Origin of the sequence: Acinetobacter sp. WC-141, assembly GCF_000313935.1 — a bacterium.
In the GTDB taxonomy this organism is placed as follows: domain Bacteria; phylum Pseudomonadota; class Gammaproteobacteria; order Pseudomonadales; family Moraxellaceae; genus Acinetobacter.
Window position 1 is genome coordinate 176,036 of record NZ_AMSS01000088.1, and the last position, 17,425, is coordinate 193,460.

At 37.3% G+C, this 17,425-nt stretch carries 15 protein-coding genes; 10 read left to right on the forward strand and 5 right to left on the reverse strand.

Annotation, left to right across the window (positions count from 1 at the left end):
* Positions 1-14 precede the first annotated feature (14 nt).
* Both ACINWC141_RS18070 and ACINWC141_RS18075 read right to left on the reverse strand, forming a co-directional pair.
* Positions 15-923 (reverse strand): DMT family transporter, encoded by a 909-nt coding sequence (locus tag ACINWC141_RS18070; protein ID WP_009393637.1) that lies wholly within the window; start codon positions 921-923, stop codon positions 15-17.
* A 7-nt stretch (positions 924-930) separates the two neighbouring features.
* A complete protein-coding gene (locus tag ACINWC141_RS18075; protein WP_081400224.1) occupies positions 931-1,419 on the reverse strand; it encodes a YaiI/YqxD family protein in 489 nt (162 codons plus the stop codon).
* 245 nt (positions 1,420-1,664) lie between these two features.
* On the opposite strand from ACINWC141_RS18075, the gene ACINWC141_RS18080 reads away from it, so the two are divergent.
* A complete protein-coding gene (locus ACINWC141_RS18080) occupies positions 1,665-2,606 on the forward strand; it encodes a hypothetical protein (protein WP_009393649.1) in 942 nt (313 codons plus the stop codon).
* Between the two features lie 33 nt (positions 2,607-2,639).
* On the forward strand, positions 2,640-2,786 hold the full coding sequence (locus tag ACINWC141_RS20325) for a hypothetical protein (RefSeq protein ID WP_171061988.1): 147 nt from the start codon (positions 2,640-2,642) through the stop codon (positions 2,784-2,786).
* A gap of 58 nt (positions 2,787-2,844) precedes the next feature.
* Here the strand turns inward: ACINWC141_RS20325 and serC are convergent, their stop codons facing one another.
* Positions 2,845-3,924, reverse strand: a complete 1,080-nt coding sequence (gene serC, locus ACINWC141_RS18085; RefSeq protein WP_009393618.1) for a 3-phosphoserine/phosphohydroxythreonine transaminase — start codon at positions 3,922-3,924, stop codon at positions 2,845-2,847.
* 386 nt (positions 3,925-4,310) lie between these two features.
* On the opposite strand from serC, the gene ACINWC141_RS18090 reads away from it, so the two are divergent.
* The 8 genes from ACINWC141_RS18090 (at position 4,311) to ACINWC141_RS18125 (ending at position 13,222) form a co-directional block, all read left to right on the forward strand.
* The gene (locus ACINWC141_RS18090; RefSeq protein WP_034679102.1) at positions 4,311-5,798 is read left to right on the forward strand and encodes a TolC family protein; all 1,488 of its coding nucleotides are present in this window, start codon (positions 4,311-4,313) and stop codon (positions 5,796-5,798) included.
* Positions 5,799-5,810: 12 nt separating this feature from the next.
* Positions 5,811-6,932: an HlyD family secretion protein gene (locus ACINWC141_RS18095; protein ID WP_009393598.1), complete on the forward strand. Its 1,122-nt coding sequence runs from the start codon at positions 5,811-5,813 to the stop codon at positions 6,930-6,932.
* Between the two features lie 3 nt (positions 6,933-6,935).
* On the forward strand, positions 6,936-8,063 hold the full coding sequence (locus ACINWC141_RS18100; RefSeq protein WP_204388722.1) for an ABC transporter permease: 1,128 nt from the start codon (positions 6,936-6,938) through the stop codon (positions 8,061-8,063).
* Positions 8,063-9,154, forward strand: a complete 1,092-nt coding sequence (locus ACINWC141_RS18105) for an A1S_2622 family ABC transporter permease subunit (protein WP_009393611.1) — start codon at positions 8,063-8,065, stop codon at positions 9,152-9,154. The genes ACINWC141_RS18100 and ACINWC141_RS18105 overlap by 1 nt, the downstream gene beginning before the upstream one ends.
* 260 nt (positions 9,155-9,414) lie before the next feature.
* On the forward strand, positions 9,415-10,209 hold the full coding sequence (locus ACINWC141_RS18110) for a ChbG/HpnK family deacetylase (RefSeq protein WP_009393628.1): 795 nt from the start codon (positions 9,415-9,417) through the stop codon (positions 10,207-10,209).
* Positions 10,206-11,186, forward strand: coding sequence for a glycosyltransferase family 2 protein (locus ACINWC141_RS18115; RefSeq protein WP_009393452.1), 981 nt, complete (start codon positions 10,206-10,208; stop codon positions 11,184-11,186). The genes ACINWC141_RS18110 and ACINWC141_RS18115 overlap by 4 nt, the downstream gene beginning before the upstream one ends.
* A complete protein-coding gene (locus tag ACINWC141_RS18120; RefSeq protein WP_009393634.1) occupies positions 11,186-11,566 on the forward strand; it encodes a GtrA family protein in 381 nt (126 codons plus the stop codon). The genes ACINWC141_RS18115 and ACINWC141_RS18120 overlap by 1 nt, the downstream gene beginning before the upstream one ends.
* Positions 11,567-11,575: 9 nt before the next feature.
* Positions 11,576-13,222, forward strand: a complete 1,647-nt coding sequence (locus ACINWC141_RS18125) for an ArnT family glycosyltransferase (RefSeq protein ID WP_009393432.1) — start codon at positions 11,576-11,578, stop codon at positions 13,220-13,222.
* A gap of 52 nt (positions 13,223-13,274) precedes the next feature.
* Here ACINWC141_RS18125 and gyrA read toward each other — a convergent pair whose 3' ends face one another.
* Positions 13,275-15,989, reverse strand: a complete 2,715-nt coding sequence (gene gyrA, locus ACINWC141_RS18130) for a DNA gyrase subunit A (RefSeq protein WP_009393504.1) — start codon at positions 15,987-15,989, stop codon at positions 13,275-13,277.
* Positions 15,990-16,404: 415 nt separating this feature from the next.
* Entirely contained in the window at positions 16,405-17,364 is a 960-nt protein-coding gene (locus tag ACINWC141_RS18135; protein ID WP_009393592.1) for an MBL fold metallo-hydrolase, read from the reverse strand.
* Positions 17,365-17,425: the final 61 nt, after the last annotated feature.

Genomic DNA, 17,425 nt, shown 5'->3' on the forward strand with positions numbered 1-17,425 from the left:
ACCCAAATCTTCTCCTATTTAGACTTAATATGTCGAACAAAATTTCGATTTGCCTGAATGTCTTTATAGAAATATAAAAAGAGTCCAAACAAGATAATTAAAGCCCCCACAAAAACCATAATCGAAAGTTGTTCGTGGTTTAAAGCAGCTCCAATCATCATGGCTAACATGGGGGTAATTACTGTTGTTAAAGATAAAGTCGTTGCCTGAATATTTTGTATAAGTTTGAAATAACAGAACATAGCAACTAATGAAGCCATAAGTACCGTATAAATTAAGGCAAATAAAGATTTTGCTTCTGGCAAATGTGTCGGTGCATATTGCCAAATAAATGGAATAAGACAACTTGCTAAAATTGAAGAAACTAAAATAGAACCTGTTGCCTGAGCCATCGGCTGAATCTGTGCATTAACTTTCTTAACCCAGAAAATTGAAAAAGAATAAACAAACACACTCATCAGCATGAGAACAATACCAAACGGATGCACATGCTGATTTGCGCCACTCAAACAAATAATGGCTAAACCACTGACTGCAATTGCCATACCTAGCCATTGCAACTTATAAAGTTGCTGGCCAAATGCAAAGCGGCCTATAAGCCCTGCCATAATGGGGGCTAAACCAAACATAAGCGCAATCATGCCTGAGCTTAAATATTGGGTAGCAGCATAGGTAAAAATTTGAGAACCAATTAAGCTAAAAGATCCGGCAACGTAACTATGAATTGCTTGTCGATGAGTCGGAAAAGGTGTTCTTAAAATTAGTAATATGATTACTGCTAAAGGCAATGCAATAAAAAAGCGTAACAACAATGCCCACATCAGATGTAAATCAGACACACTCCAAACAATGGCCAATGGAGTCGTGGCCCAGATAAACACTAACAAGGCATAAGTTAAAGCCAAATTGGTTTGCGATGGCATGCGATGCTCACTTAGCTGTTTTACGTTTTTGCTTTAAAATTGTTTGATCTAATGCACTCGAAAATTCACGTTTATCCCGCTCGGAAATAGGTGGTGGTCCTCCCGTTTGTACACCCGCGCCACGTAGCGTATCCATGAAATCACGCAGATGTAATCGCGCTTTAACATTAGCAGTTGTATAGACTTCACCTCGGGGATGAATCGCAACGCCACCCTTTTCAATTACCTGAGCTGCTAGTGGAATATCCTGTGTAATGACGATGTCATTTTCACTCATACGATCCACTATTTCTTTATCTGCTTGATCAGCACCACTTAAAACCTGTATTGACTTGATCCGAACAGAAGGCGTAATTCCAACATTTTGATTGGCAACAAAGATGACTTCTAACTGATAACGATCTGATGCACGCAAAATCACTTCCCGTAATATTCTTGGTAAGGCGTCTGCATCTACCCATAGCTTAAATGGCAGCACGTTATTCTCTATTTCCACTAAAAATGTAAGTCTAACAGATGCTTTTCCAAGGTGAATAGTAATAAACATTAAACTTATTTTTAATTTCAACATTAAAGTTTTTATAGATTAAATTTAGTTTTAATCTATAAATATAAGCAGTATTTCTCTTTAAATGACTAAATACGTGCTTTTACAAGAGAATTTACATATGGCGACTTGAAAAATAGTAAACACCCTCGATTTAATATAACAAGTAATGTGAACCCAACAGCATCGTGCTTATGAAAAATCAAAACAGTCCAGAAGTAATTAAAGTAAATGACCAAAATTTTGGTAGTCATGGCGAACATTGGAATCTATTGACGTCCCATCCTGAAACAGATGTACCAAAATGGTTAGGACTAGCACTTGATGCACCTGTCATGCCAATGGGCTTATGTGAACATGAAGAAGACATGGACCCATCTTTTTGGTTGATTCAAGGTCCAAAAGACCAGAAAGTTACAATCAATCAGATTATTGCGGTTGAGAACCAAAAACCTCGTGCACTTAAAACTGCCTTTCCAAGTTTTGAAAGCCCATATCAATATAATGCAAAAATTGAACGTATCATTACTTGTGATTCTGCAACACAAGCCGTGTTAAGTTTAAGACTAAATAAAAATACAACTGTTTATGCATTTGATAATTTATTTAGCGTTAACGCTTGTCAATATGACAAAACTCAAAACTATCAAGTCCAATTTAATGCATGGGCTTATGAATTAGAATCTGTTCCAGCCGGTGAAAAAATTGTTGTTGATGACCCAGCCTCAATTAAACATCACCGTGCATTAAATGCAATTTTAACTGAACATAATGGTGTTGCTCCTGAAAACTTACAGGAACTCATTAATGAATGGCAGCCAAAAACTCCAGAAGATCAAGAACCTGTAACCGTTGATTTTTCTAAAATGGTTGCTTATTTATATGGCGAAAATCTTGGTCAAGAAGATGAAGCATGGTTCCAAGGTAATATTGTTGGTAAAACTTCTATGACATTTATGGGGGCAGAATATACCCTTTATGATGTTACTTTAGTTTTAGAGGATGAACTTCCTGCTATATTGGTGCGCATTGCGACCAAAAACGATTTGTATAAAAACTTTAATATTGGCGAATATATTCGCGGTAATATCTGGATTCAGGCGACTATTTGTGCTAAAAAGGGTGAAACTAATTGAATTTCACTAATATTTTAATAATTAGGTTATTGAATGAAGATTATACCCGAACAAACGACCAGCCTCATTCAATCTAGTAGCCTGCGCATAAAGGTCGATACTGGTGCGTTTTGCTTTTTTGTATTGGGTATGTTCTTAGCTGCCATATTCATGCACCAGTTTGGTTTAGTGCCTTTTTAATTGATAACTTATTCAATAAATAAAGCCCTCATTTGAGGGCTTTATTTATTTGATTTACTTAACCATTACGCTTTGCAAAATCATCCATAAAGCTAATTAAAGCCTGTACGCCTTCTAATGGTACAGCATTGTAAATACTTGCACGCATACCACCTACAGAACGGTGTCCAGCTAAATTCAACAAATGATTTGCTTCTGCTTCTTTTAAGAATTGCTTGTCTAAAGCTTCATCTGCCAAAGTAAACGGTACATTCATAATTGAACGGTTTGGAATGGCAATCGGGTTGTTGTAGAAATCACTTGAGTCGATATAACCATATAACAACTGAGCTTTTTCAAGGTTAATTTTATGGATAGCATCTACCCCACCCTGCTCTAGTAACCATTCAAATACTAAACCAGACAAGTACCAAGCGTAAGTCGATGGTGTATTGACCATAGAACCATTTTTCGCTTGGTCACCATATTTTAAAATGCTTGGAATTTCTGGTTTAGCTTGATCAAGTAAGTCATCACGAATAATGACAATTGTTAATCCAGCAGGACCAATATTTTTTTGTGCGCCAGCATAGATCAAACCAAACTTGGTCACATCTAATGGAGCAGATAAAATGCTTGATGAATAGTCACAAACGAGTGGTGCTTTTACATCAGGAATTCCTGCGAACTGTAAGCCACCAATTGTTTCATTATCTGCATAATGTACATAAGCTGCGTCGTCAGACAAATTCCATTCGCTTTGCTCAGAAATTGCGAACTTGCCATCTACTTTAATACCAGCATTTACAACATTAATGTCGCCATAACGTTTTGCTTCTTTTAATGCTTTTTCAGACCAGATGCCAGTATCAATATAATCAGCTTTGCTGTTCTTACCTAAAAGGTTTAAAGGAATCGCAGAAAATTGTAATGACGCACCGCCTTGTAAAAACAGTACTTTATAGTTTTCTGGAATATTCATTAGCTTGCGTAAATCTGCTTCAGCTTTTTCAGCCACAGCAACATAGTCAGCACTACGGTGACTCATTTCCATGATGGATAGACCTTTACCCTGCCAATCCAACAATTCTTGTTGAGCTTTTTCTAAAACGGCAGTAGGTAATGCAGCAGGACCAGCACAGAAATTGTACGCGCGCATGATTTTTCCCTTGTATAAAGTCAAACACAATAAAAATGGCATTTAACCACAGATTGCTTAAGCTTGCAGCAGCTTCTCAAGTAAATATTTCAATGCTGGACTGTATTTAGGTTTATTTTTTCAATTAGTGTGATCGTTATTTTTTAGTTTTAATTAACACTTTCCAAATTTAAAAAATTTTTTAATCAAAAAGATCAGCTTGACTTGAGATTATGATTTCACATACTTTGATAAGGATTACAAATATATAGGCTTCGTCATATTCAATAATTAAAGTGAGGTTAAAACTACAAGGTTTTTATACAAATGTATAAGAAACAAGATGATAATTGAATTTAATAACAAGAAATTTAAACTATAAGGGATGCCAAAAATTGTTATTTAAAATGCCAACACATCGATATAGACAGTCTATTTGCCCTTTTTTCTTTAAACCAAAACATCTTGCTTTGGCTTTAGGCTTTTTTTTCACAAATCATTTATATGCCGCAAGCATAAGCTATGCTGAAGCAGAGCAGCAAGCTTTAAAGAGTTCATATAGTACTCAAGCCAATCAAGCTTTACAGCAAGCATCTCAATTAGAAGCTGAAGCTGTAAAAGGACTCGGATTACCTCGAGTTGATTTAAATGTCAGAGCATATGCTTTTCATAGCGAAACTGACGTACCGCTTGGCTCTTTTAAACAGAAACTTGAGAATGATTTAAGTCAGGGATTCAACGATAAACTTTCGCAGTGGAACAATGTCATTCCATCAGATGTGCTGGGGCAAGTCCAAGAAGGCGCAAATCAAACTATCCATGATGGAATAAATCGCTTTCCCGATTATGCGAATCTGACCATAGAAGATCAGGTCGTACGCCCTTCTATTTCGGTCGTAATGCCACTTTATACAGGCGGCTTAACCAGCAGTGCAAAAAAAATAGCCAATATCCAAGCACAGCGTTCTGAACTTTCAAGCCAGCAACAACAAGATATACAGCGTTTTGAAGTGGTACAAAGTTATTTTAATGTTCAATTACAGCAGCAATTGGTAGCAAGTAGTTTATTTAACTTCAATGCCATGCAAAAACATTACAGCAATGCCCTAAAGCTCGAACAACAAGGGTTTATTAGTAAAGGGCAACGCATGCAGTTTGAAGTAGCTCGTAATAATGCAGAACGTACTTTACAAAGTACTCAAGCCAATTTAAATGCTAGCCGCTTTAGTCTTAATAATCTTTTACATCAACAAAATAATGTAGATTTAAGTACACCCTTATTTGTAAATAACACGCCAAGCCAGTCTTTAGAGTCACTTCTAACCAGTTATTCGCAAAAGTCCAGCCTTGTACAAAAAATGCAGATGGATACTCAACTGGCCAATGTAAATATTCAAGCTCAACAAGCCGCAAAAAAACCAAGTTTATTTGCCTTTGGTGAATATGCCCTTGATGAAAATGAAAACTGGATTGTAGGTGTAATGGCAAAATACAATCTATTTTCAGGTGTAGATAAAAATAAGAATATCCATGCTGCCGAATTGAAGCGCTACGCTTCTGAACTCTTGACTGAACGAACTAAACAAGAGATTGAAGGTCTTTTGAATAAGTCATATAACGAACTCAACTCTGCTCAACAAAGCCATCAGCTTTTACAAAGAAACCTAAATGCCGCTCAAGAAAATTTGCGTATTCAAGAACTTTCTTTCCGTGAAGGAATGGGTACAGCAACCCAAGTAATTGATGCACAAAATGCATTAAGTGCTTTAAAAACAGAAATGGCTTTAAATGCTTATAAATATGTCATGTCACTCGCGACTTTACTACAAAGTCACGGCTCAATTGATCAATTTAAAGCTTACGTTAATCAACCACATACCGACTATATCCGTTAATAGGAGCATAAAATGAATCAAGAATCATCTCATTCAGAACAAGATTCTCTTGCTACGGATACGGTAGAAACAAATCAATCTCCAAAAAATGATCAAACAAGTGAAAATCCAGAATCAAGCATCAATAGAGGTGACTCTCAACCACCTAAAAACTCCAAAATTAAACTGATTATTGGTTTAATCATTATTGCGCTGTTAGGTTTAATTATTTTTGGTTTGTGGAAAAGCTATCAACCTAAACCTATTGAACTACAAGGTCGTGTTGAAGCTGAAACTATTCACGTAAGTACAAAAGTTCCGAGTCGTATTGAAGAAATATATGTGCAAGAAGGCCAAAAAATTTCCAAAGGCCAGCCACTTGTTCGTTTAGTCAGCCCAGAAATAGAAGCTAAAAAGCAACAAGCCTTGGCAGCCTTACAATCAGCTTTAGCATTTCAATCTACGGTAGACCGCGGTTCTCAACAAGAAAATATCGATACTCTTTATGCCAACTGGCAAAGCACGAAAGCACAAGCAAATCTTGCAAAAACGACTTATCAACGTGGTGAAAATTTATATAGACAAGGTGTCATTTCACGTCAAAGACGAGATGAAATGCTTGCGGCGCAAACTTCCGCTCAAGAGTTAAGCGAAGCCTCTTATCAACAATATGCTCGTGCAAAACGTGGCAGTACGAGCCAACAAAAATCTACAGCAGATGCACAAGTTGAAATTGCAAAAGCAGCTGTAGGTGAAGCAAAAGCGTTAGAGGAAGAAACACGTTTACTCTCCCCTATTTCAGGTACGGTTTCAAAAACTTACGGTAAGCCTTCTGAGTTAGTCGCTATGGGTGTGCCTGTTGTCAGCATTTTAGAAGATGATGATTTATGGGTGAGTTTAAATGTAGGTGAAAATCAATATGCATCCGTTTATAAAAATAAAACCCTTGAAGGTTTCATTCCGGCTCTTAATCAGAATGTGAATTTTAAAATTAAGAATATTGATGCTGAAGGTGAATTTGCCACCATTAAAACGACTCGCCAAACTGGAGGCTATGATATTCGTAGCTTTAAATTACATCTGGTACCTGAAAATCCTGTCAAAGATTTAAGGGTTGGCATGAGTGTTCTATTTAAAATTAAAGAAGAAAAATAAAGCATGTTTGCCAGTATATTACGTGAACTAAACTATCTAAAAAGCAACAAATGGGATTTGTGTATGGTGACACTCATCCCCGCTTTTATCATTTTTTTGTTTAGCAGCATGTTTTACGCAGGTAAAGCTGAACATTTACCCATTGCTATTATTGACCAAGACCAAAGTGAACTCAGCCGTAACATTGAAAAGTATCTTTCATTAAATCATACGGTAGATATTAAAACGATTACGGCAAGCTCAACTGAAGCTGAACAATTACTTAACGAAACTAAAATCTGGGGCTATATTTTCATTCCAGACGGTGCTGAAAAACGCTTTGTGAAAGCGCAAGATGCTCAAATCAGTATTGCTTTTAACCAGTCTTTTTTTAGTGTCGGGAACACGATTTCCTCTGCAATGCTGGTGAGTACACTCAATGCTTTAGCAGACTATGCAGGTCAAAGTTATCTTGCAAATAATATTCCCTATTTAGATGTACCTACTGCGCATGTCAAAATCTCAACGCTCTATAACCCCAGCATGAGCTATGAGTTTTATTTAGAACCCTTCATGGTTCCAGCGGTACTGCATCTATTGTTATGCTGCTGTGTTGCCTTTGCAATTGGACAAGAACTAAAACGTGGCACACTTACTCAATGGGTAAACCGAGAAAGTTTTATTCAAGGCTTATTGGCTAAAAATTTGCTCTATAGCCTTATTTTCTGTTTCTGGACATGGTTATGGATGTTCTGGCTGGTTGAAATTCGTGGCTGGTTCGTAGCAGGTTCTCTTAGTTTATTGCTATGCGCACAGTTCCTACTTTATTTTGCCTACGCTTTGATTAGCAGTACGGTCATTCTTGCCACTAAAAATTTAAGTAAAACTTTTGGCTTTATTGCTGTCTATGGTGGGTCATCTTTAAGTTTCGCAGGCGTTACTCTTCCTTTGAATAATGCTCCTATTTTTACCAAGTTTTGGTCACTTATTATTCCCTACACTCCTTATGCCAAACTGCAAACTGAACAATGGGTCATTGGAAGTCCAATTTTCATTTCACTCACTCCATTTTTAATACTTCTGGGTTACTGCCTTATTTACTTCTTTTTAAGTTATGTGCTGCTTAAAAAATTAATTCGGGGAGCAATTTAATGAAAGATTTTTTTCAGGCATATTTGCAGACTTTTAAAGATATTGTAAGTAATAGTTCGGTTTTCACGACACTCATTTTATCGGTCATTCTTTATAGTTTTTTTTATCCCACTGCCTATAAAGCTGAGCGTGCAGAATCAATTCCTATCGTGATTGTTGATGAAGAGCAAAGTCTCTTAACTTCTCAATTAATAGGCCAAAGTGCCAATAGTCCTCATGTTCATATCGTTAGCGTTACAAGTAATTTTTTACAAGCAGAACAAATGGTTCGTGAACAAAAAGCCGATGGTATTTTACTTTTACCAAGTAACCTAACGCAAAGCTTACGCCGAGGAGAAACAGGCGGAATTGGCTTATATTTAAGTACAACCAACTTTTTAAAAACTAAAGAAATTGGTTTAGGTCTCGCCACATCTATTGAAGCGACCTTAAAAGAATATATTGAAAAATTTGGAGAGCGCACGCATTTCCAGCCAGCACTTTCTATTCATCAAGTCCCGTTATTTAACCCCCTTTCAGGCTATGGAAGTTATATTTTTCCGGCTGTGGCGTCTTTAATTATTCATCAAACGATTGTGCTAGGTTTAGCGATGCTAATCGCAAGCTACCGTGAACAAAATCAAAAAATTACAGCCGTTCGCTTTGCTGGAATTTTCGCAAGTATATTGACCATTGGCTGTTTAGGATGTTTTTATCTTTTTGGTTTTACCTTGTGGTTCAACGACTATCCACATGGTGGAAATTTTATAGGTCTACTCGTCGCCGTTCCAATTTTTATTAGTTGTGTGATTGGACTAGGCATGTTGATCGGTTCACTTTTAGATATGCCAGAACGCGCTGGACATATTATTGTGTTTAGCTCTGTACCTCTATTCTTATTAACAGGCGCTGCATGGCCTCATCATGCAATGCCCGAATGGTTACAATGGTTTGCGTGGTGTTTACCATCAACACATGCGGTACAAATGTTTGTACAACTTAATCAGATGGGGGTTCCGTTAGCCACAGTTGTACCAAAACTAATATTTCTTGCGACAATTGGTCTTATTTTTTTAATCTGGGCATATTCACGTTTAAAAGCATCCAAGTGAAGAGTTCTCTAAACTTGGAGCATAAATTATATTTTTATTTACTATAAAAGCTTATAGTTGAAACTCATTTCTTAAAAATCATTGACCATAAAAATATAAAAAAAACGAATAAATTCAATTTTTTAATTAATAACAATTGTCATAAAACCTTAAAAAAACTTTAAGTTGAAATTAAGAAAATTTCTACATAGTAAAACTGTTTAGTTTTCCAGCAGCCTAAAAGGGTAACTCTGCTACCCTGCTCTATGACGGAATTTGATATGGCAAAGGTATGTTATTGCGCAGATGACTTTGCAATGAATGCAGAGATATCTAGTGCAATTATTGAGTTAATTGAAAGGGGGGTACTCCAAGCGACCTCATGTATGACCCAGTCTGAACTATGGGAAACTGCTGCTGCCAAACTTAAGCCCTTCTCAAATCAAATTGATATCGGATTACATTTAAATTTTACTCATGCCTTCACTTCAGGTAATACAGTTTTTTCATTACCAGCACTTATGTTACGTGCTTGGTCATCAAATCTTAACCGTGAATTAATTACTCAAAGTATTGAAGAACAGTGGAATGCTTTTGTTTCCGTCATGGGAAAACAACCCGATTTTATTGATGGGCACCAACATATTCATCAATTCCCGTTTATACGAGATATTTTGCTGCAACTTTTAAAAGAGAAAAATTTCACTGGTTGGATACGTAATTTAAAAGATCCAATTTATCTTCCCCATTATCGTTTTAAAACTCAAATGCTTTCTGCACTTGGTTCAAATGCCTTAGCAAAAGCATGCCAAACCTACCAGTTTAGCCAAAATGAATATTTCGCTGGTATCTATGACTTTAAACAAACTGATTATGCCGAACTTAACCAATATTGGCTTGCTCAAGCAAAAGATCACTTACTGATTATGTGCCATCCCTCACTTTCTATACCAAGTGAGCAAGATCCAATTCAGCATGCACGCATCCAAGAATACCAATATTTTTCTTCTGATCAGTTCCCTCTTGATTGCCAAAAAAATGGCATCCAACTTACCAGACTAGGGGCAATGCAATGAGCACAAAACCTTTTTTATCCTGCGTTGTTCCCGCTTATAACGAAGCAGAGAATTTAAAGACATTTATTCCAGCTTTGGCAAACAGCTTAAAGCAACAAAATCTTAGCTATGAAATCATTGTGGTCGATGATGGAAGCAAGGACGATACCATTCCAATTCTGCAAACGATGATCGAAGATTATCCTTTAGTGGTGCTGGAATTATCACGAAATTTTGGCAAGGAAGCTGCATTAAGTGCGGGTTTAGACCATGTCAATGGTGAAGTCGCATTGCTCATTGATGCTGACTTTCAACACCCTTTTGAAGCAATTCCAACCATGATTAACCTCTGGAAAAATGGTTATGATATGGTCTATGGCATTCGTAATCGTACCACTGAATCATGGCTAAAACGAACCTTAACCCAAGGTTACTACCGTATCTTAAATTTAAGTTCTCCTATTGATATTCCTGAAAATGCTGGTGATTTCAGACTTCTTGATGCAAAAGTTGTTGAAGCGATTAAACAATTACCCGAAAAAAATCGCTACATGAAAGGTCTCTATGCATGGGTCGGTTTTAAAAGTATCGGGATTAATTTCTCCGAGCAAGATCGTCAACATGGTCGTTCTAGTTTTAATGCGAAAGCATTATTTAATCTGGCCATGTCTGGTTTAACTGGGTTTTCAGATTTACCTTTACGAATTTGTATTTATCTAGGTGCCTTATTAGCTTTTGGTGCGATGAGTTACGGTGTTTGGATCATTATTAAAACACTGATTGAAGGAATCTCAGTGCCTGGTTGGGCAACACTTGCGGCAGGCATGACACTCTTAGGTGGGATTCAATTGCTATTTATTGGGATCGTGGGGGAATACATTGGTCGAATTTATGCAGAGGTTAAAAATCGACCAAAATATATTGTTTCAACCGAACATTCTCATATTAAGCAAGAACACCCAATCTCTCACCCCGAAAATACTTTCTCTAGTTTTTAATGTTTGCTCATCTTTTTCAGCTCGCGCGGTTTACCACGACTGGGGCCGCAGCGGCACTTACACACTATAGTATTGTCATGCTCTTGTTTAAACGAAACATTGCATTGCAGTATGCCAATTTAATTGCCTTTCTACTTGCCTATTGGGTGAGCTATTTTGGGCATCGCATTTTTACTTTTAAAGCACAGCATATAGCTCATCGACAAACACTACCAAAATTTACTTTAGTCGCTGGATTAGGTTTTTTATTCAATGAGAGTTTTCTCTTGCTTTCTAATCTGTATTTCAACACCCCTGTTTCAACATTAGTTTGTGTTGCTATTGTCCTGACTTCAATTTTGACTTTCTTGCTTAACCGTTTTTTTGCATTTCACCATTAAGGATTATGTATGCAGCAATGGCTTCGTAGTTCCAAATTCTTATTAATATTTTTACCTATTTGGCTGTTTGTCTTGTCTTGGATAAGACCCCTCTCTGTACCAGATGAAGGGCGCTACGGAGATATTAGTCGGTCTATGTTTGAGTCGGGAGATTGGTTGATTCCCCGTATCAATAGCTTGCCATTTATGCATAAACCTCCTTTATTACATTGGTTAAGCTCTATATTTATGGAACTTTTCGGTATGCATATTTGGGTATTGCGATTAGTTCCTGTATTAGCTGGCACACTCATGCTAGTCAGCCTATTCTTATTCGTTAGAAAACATATTTCAGAACGTGTAGCACAGCTTACTGCCGTTATCTTAGGCACAAATCTGCTTTTTTTTGGTAGTAGCGAATACATTAACCATGATCTACTCCTTGCTTCATGGATTACAGTAAGTGTTTTATGTTTTGTCGATTTCACAATTTCAGCACGTAAATCTATTTTATTTTTAGGCTATTTTGCGGGTGCGGCAGCGTTCTTAAGTAAAGGTCTGATTGGTGTGTTAATTCCCGGTATGATTCTCTTACCGTGGTTGCTCTACACTAAACAATGGAAAAAAATCCCTTCATTGCTCAACCCTTTTGCTATTTTGTTCTTTATATTATTGGTTAGTCCATGGCTCTACGCAGTACAAAGTAAATATCCTCAATTTTTACATTATTTCTTTATAGACCAGCAATTTAGCCGTTTTAGTTCAAAAGAGTTTAATAATAAGCAACCATGGTGTTTCTATCTGATTATTTTAATGTTCAGCTTTTTACCATGGATTCTCTCGAGTAGATTTCAATCTATTAAAGCCGTATTTCAAAATTACAAGCAATCCGCTTTACTTGCACTGCTTGTATGGTGGTTTATTTCTGTCACAGTTTTCTTCTCTATTCCTCCTTCCAAACTAGCGGGCTATATTTTACCTGCTGTGCCCCCACTTGCTATTTTCTTGGCACTTGTGATCAATCAAGTTATTAAAAGCGACTACAAAACCAAATTACAGGTTTGGGGCCTGCCTATATTTATTATGCTTGTCGGAATAGGTATTACTGCTACACCGCATTTCATTCGTACACATCAACCTTTTTTCCAAAGCCAAGCCCTGTTTATTTATATCATTGGCACTCTATTAATTGTGCTTCCATTGGCTTTGGTCTGGTTATATAAAAAGCAGAAATTAAACTATTTGAACTATATTTTTATCAGCTTAATTGTTCTGTGTAGTTCAGTCCCTTTTGCCGTTCGTATTTTAGATACCAAAAATAATGTGGGACAAACGAGTTTTTCTGAATATATGACACCATCAACAAAAATAGTTTTCTACAATTACTATTTCTACGATGTGCCATTTCTTTTACAACTTAAACAGCCTGTATATATTGTAAACCAATGGGATACAGTGCATTCAGATAGTGCCTCTTTAGAAATTAAAGATGGTTTGTTGTTTGAACCACAACGCAAAAAATACTTATGGAACGAGCAACAGCTTGAAACTGCTTTAACCCAAAAGCAAGATTTGATTGTCGTAAGTCAACCCCATAATTTCGTGACTAAAAATCCATCTGTTAAAACTCTGCATTATCGAAATTATGATGTGTTTATCTTTCATAACTCTAAATAAACCACCCATAAAAAAAGGAAGCTTACGCTTCCTTTTTTTATTTAATTACGACTTACTCTTCTGATACATCGTCATTCGTAGAAACTGCTTCTTCACCATCTACTTCTGAAGTATCCACTTCTCCTTCGAGAAACTCTTCTTCATCTTCAACAGCTTCAATAGAAACAACACCCACTAAGGTTTCCTCTTCGCTTAAACGAATCAGACGTACACCTTGTGCATTACGACCAGTCATTGCAACTTCTGCAGCACGAGTACGTACTAATGTACCGCCATCAGAGATAAGCAACAGTTCTTTGCTTTCATCAATAGATACTGCACCTACAAGCTCACCATTACGTTCACTTGTCTTAATCGCAATAACACCCTTACCACCACGTTTTTTGGTTGGGAAGTCATTTACAGGAGTACGTTTACCATAACCATTGGCACTTGCACACAGCACTTCACCCGTTTCAGGAACAACAACAAGCGATACGATGCGGCTTACTACACTTAAATCTGCTGAATCTTCATTATCATCAGATTCATCATTTTCAACTTCTGCATCTTCTTCACTTAAAGTGCTGCTTGCAAAACTAACACGCATACCACGGACGCCTTTAGCAGTACGACCCATTGAACGCACGTCAGTTTCTGCAAAACGAATTGCCTTACCTTCATTTGAGAACAACATGATTTGCTGATTACCATCAGTAATCGCAACACCAATTAAGGTATCTTCTTCATTCAATTCAATTGCACGTAAGCCATTTGAACGAATGTTAGCGAATTGCTCCAAATCAACACGTTTAACCGTACCTGAAGCTGTCGCCATAAATACGTAATGGTTTTCTAGGAACTGGGTTAACGGCAAGATAGCAGTTACAGTTTCATTCGCATCTAAAGGTAACAAGTTTACAATCGGGCGGCCTTTTGCACCACGTGAAGCTTGAGGCACTTCAAATACGCGAAGACGATAAACTTTACCTACGTTAGTAAAGCAGAGTACAGTCGCGTGGTTTGAAGCCACGATGAGATGTTGAATAAAGTCATCATCTTTCATTGAGGTTGCAGACTTACCACGTCCACCACGGCGCTGAGCCTGATAGTCAGAAAGCGGTTGAGTTTTTGCGTAACCTGTTTGTGAAACCGTTAATACGACTTGCTCTTCTGGAATTAAATCTTCACGACTAAAATCAATACGTGATTCAATAATTTCAGTACGACGTCCATCACCATACTGTTGCAGTACTTGCGCTAATTCTTCACGAATCACAGCCATCAATAAATTGAAATCATTAAGAATTGCTGTAAGTTCAGCAATTTGGCCTAAAATTTCAGTATATTCTGCATGTAACTTATCTTGTTCAAGACCCGTTAAACGATGTAAACGCAATTCTAAAATTGCACCCACTTGCGTTGGCGATAAACGGTAAATTGATTCAGTTAAACCAAATGGACGATCTGGGTTTTCACCTTCGATTTCATCTGGACGTACAGAAATAGCACCAGCTTTTTCGAGTAAAGAAACAACACCACCGCCAGCCCACTCACCTGCAAGCAAACGCTCACGCGCTTCACTTGGGTTAGCAGAAGTTTTAATGGTTTCAATAATTTCATCAATATTGGCTAAGGCAACGGTTAAGCCTTCCAAGATATGGCCACGTTCACGTGCTTTACGCAATTCAAACATGGTACGGCGTGTCACAACTTCTTGGCGGTGACGAATAAATGCCGCAATAATATCTTTCAGATTCATCAATTTTGGTTGTCCGTTATCAAGACAAACCATATTGATGCTGAATGAGTTTTCAAGCTGTGTATTTAAGAATAAGTTATTTACGATGACTTCTGCGTTTTCACCGCGTTTCAAGTCAATCGCAATACGCATCCCGTCTTTGTCAGACTCATCACGAAGCTCTGAAATGCCTTCAAGTTTTTTCTCTTTAACTAACTCGGCAATACGCTCAATAACTCTTGCCTTGTTGACTTGATATGGAATTTCAGTAAAGACGATAGTTATACGACCTGTCTTTGCATCTTCTTCGAAATGGTATTTACCACGAATGTGTAGTCGACCTTTACCTGTACGGTAAGCATCAACAATACCTGATTTACCGTAAATAATACCGCCTGTAGGGAAATCAGGACCAGTAATATATTCCATCAATCCTTCAATCGAGATATTCGGATTGTCAGCATAGGCTAAACACGCATTCACAACTTCTGTCATGTTATGTGGTGCCATGTTTGTTGCCATACCTACAGCAATACCAGCAGCACCATTAATTAACAAGTTTGGAACACGTGTCGGAACCACCTGGGGAATACGCTCAGATCCGTCGTAGTTATCTTCCCAGTCAACAGTGTCTTTTTCTAGATCTGCAAGAAGTTCGTGCGCCAACTTAGTCATACGGACTTCGGTATAACGCATTGCAGCTGCGCTATCGCCATCAATCGAACCGAAGTTACCCTGACCATCTACCAATAAGTAACGTAAGCTAAAGTCCTGAGCCATACGTACAATGGTTTCATAAACAGCTGAGTCACCATGAGGGTGATATTTACCGATTACGTCCCCAACAACACGTGCAGATTTCTTGTAGGCTTTGTTATAGTCATTGCCCAATTCGTGCATGGCAAATAGCACACGACGGTGAACAGGTTTTAGACCGTCTCTCACATCCGGCAATGCACGAGATACGATTACACTCATCGCGTAATCTAAATATGAATGCTTGAGTTCATCCTCAATGGCAATCGGTCGGATTTCCGATACGCTCATGCATACTCCTTCTTACAGATAGAAATTTCTATCTGCTTATATGTCTTGATCTTGCAAAAAATTTAGTTCCGAAAACTGAACTAAAATCGAAAAAAATATAGCTGTATACTATAGCACAAACTGCTTGATAACTGGGAGTTTAGCACACTGAAAATAGCATTTTTTTACAATAAAAATCCCATTAGAATTAATAAGTTAAAATTGGAGAATTCTAGTTTTAAATGTATTTCTTAAAACCCAACAGTTCGACCAAAATATAGACAATATAAAAGTGCTCACTTTAGAGCACTTTTCACCTATTCTTAAAAATAAAACTTATTTTATTATCTAAAATAAATAATATTTAGGTTGAATATGTATGCCTTTATACAAATCTATTCTTCAGTTAACTTCTTTAAATAATAGGTTTGACATGTCATTTCACGGGCCGATATTGAGCAGGAATCCACTGATATCCCATTGAATTTTTACCAATATGTCCTATACCGGGAAAAGTGACATGCGCAGCTCCCACCCACCATTGGTTTTTATAGGCTTGCTCAAAAATACTTTTACGGATAGCTCTCGCACGATTTGAGTCAGTATCTGGCTTGTAGCTGGCTTCAGGATAAGGAAACTGTACTGCACCATAATGTACAACATCACCAAGACCTAAAAACTTTTGACCGTTTTGTCCATCTACTAAATAAGATGAATGACCTTCAGTATGACCATGGGTAACGATAAGTTGAACATTCGGTACGTTAAAAGAGGTTTTGGTAAAAGCGACGAGTTTTCCTGCCTTTTGATATGGCTGCAATGCATCTCTCGTCATTTTAAATATTGGCTTAAAAAAATCAGTAGCTTTTGCTTCATTCGCTGGCGATGTCCAAAAATCTACATCTTCTTTAGCCAAGTAAACTTTTGCATTGGGATAAGCCATTTTGCCATCAAGTGTAATACCGCATAAATGATCGGGATGAGCATGTGTAATCAAGATGGTATCTATTTGTTCAGGTTGTACTCCTGCCTTCTTCAAATTTTCAAGCACATGGCCCAAGGTTGGACCAAAACATTTTGCAGTTCCAGCATCAATTAAAATATTTTGTGTGGGTGTTTGAACAAGATAGGCAGAGAAATCTGTGACAATATGATTATGTTCATCTACAGGAACAAAGTTTTCTGCAAACAGTTGATTGGCTTTTTTAGCTGAAATACCCAGCAAATCACTACGAGGTAATCCGAGTTCACCATCAAATAATGCCGTCACTTTAAGATTGCCTACAGGTTGCAAAAAATAACCATCAACCTGATGCACATTTGTATTTTGTTCAGCAGATGTGAACGCACTAGCACTTAATAACAATAATGTTGCAATTGATTTTAATGTTTTCACAATAGAGTCCTTAATATTTTAATAACTTAACTCTATCGGCTTTTATTTATTTAAATCGCTC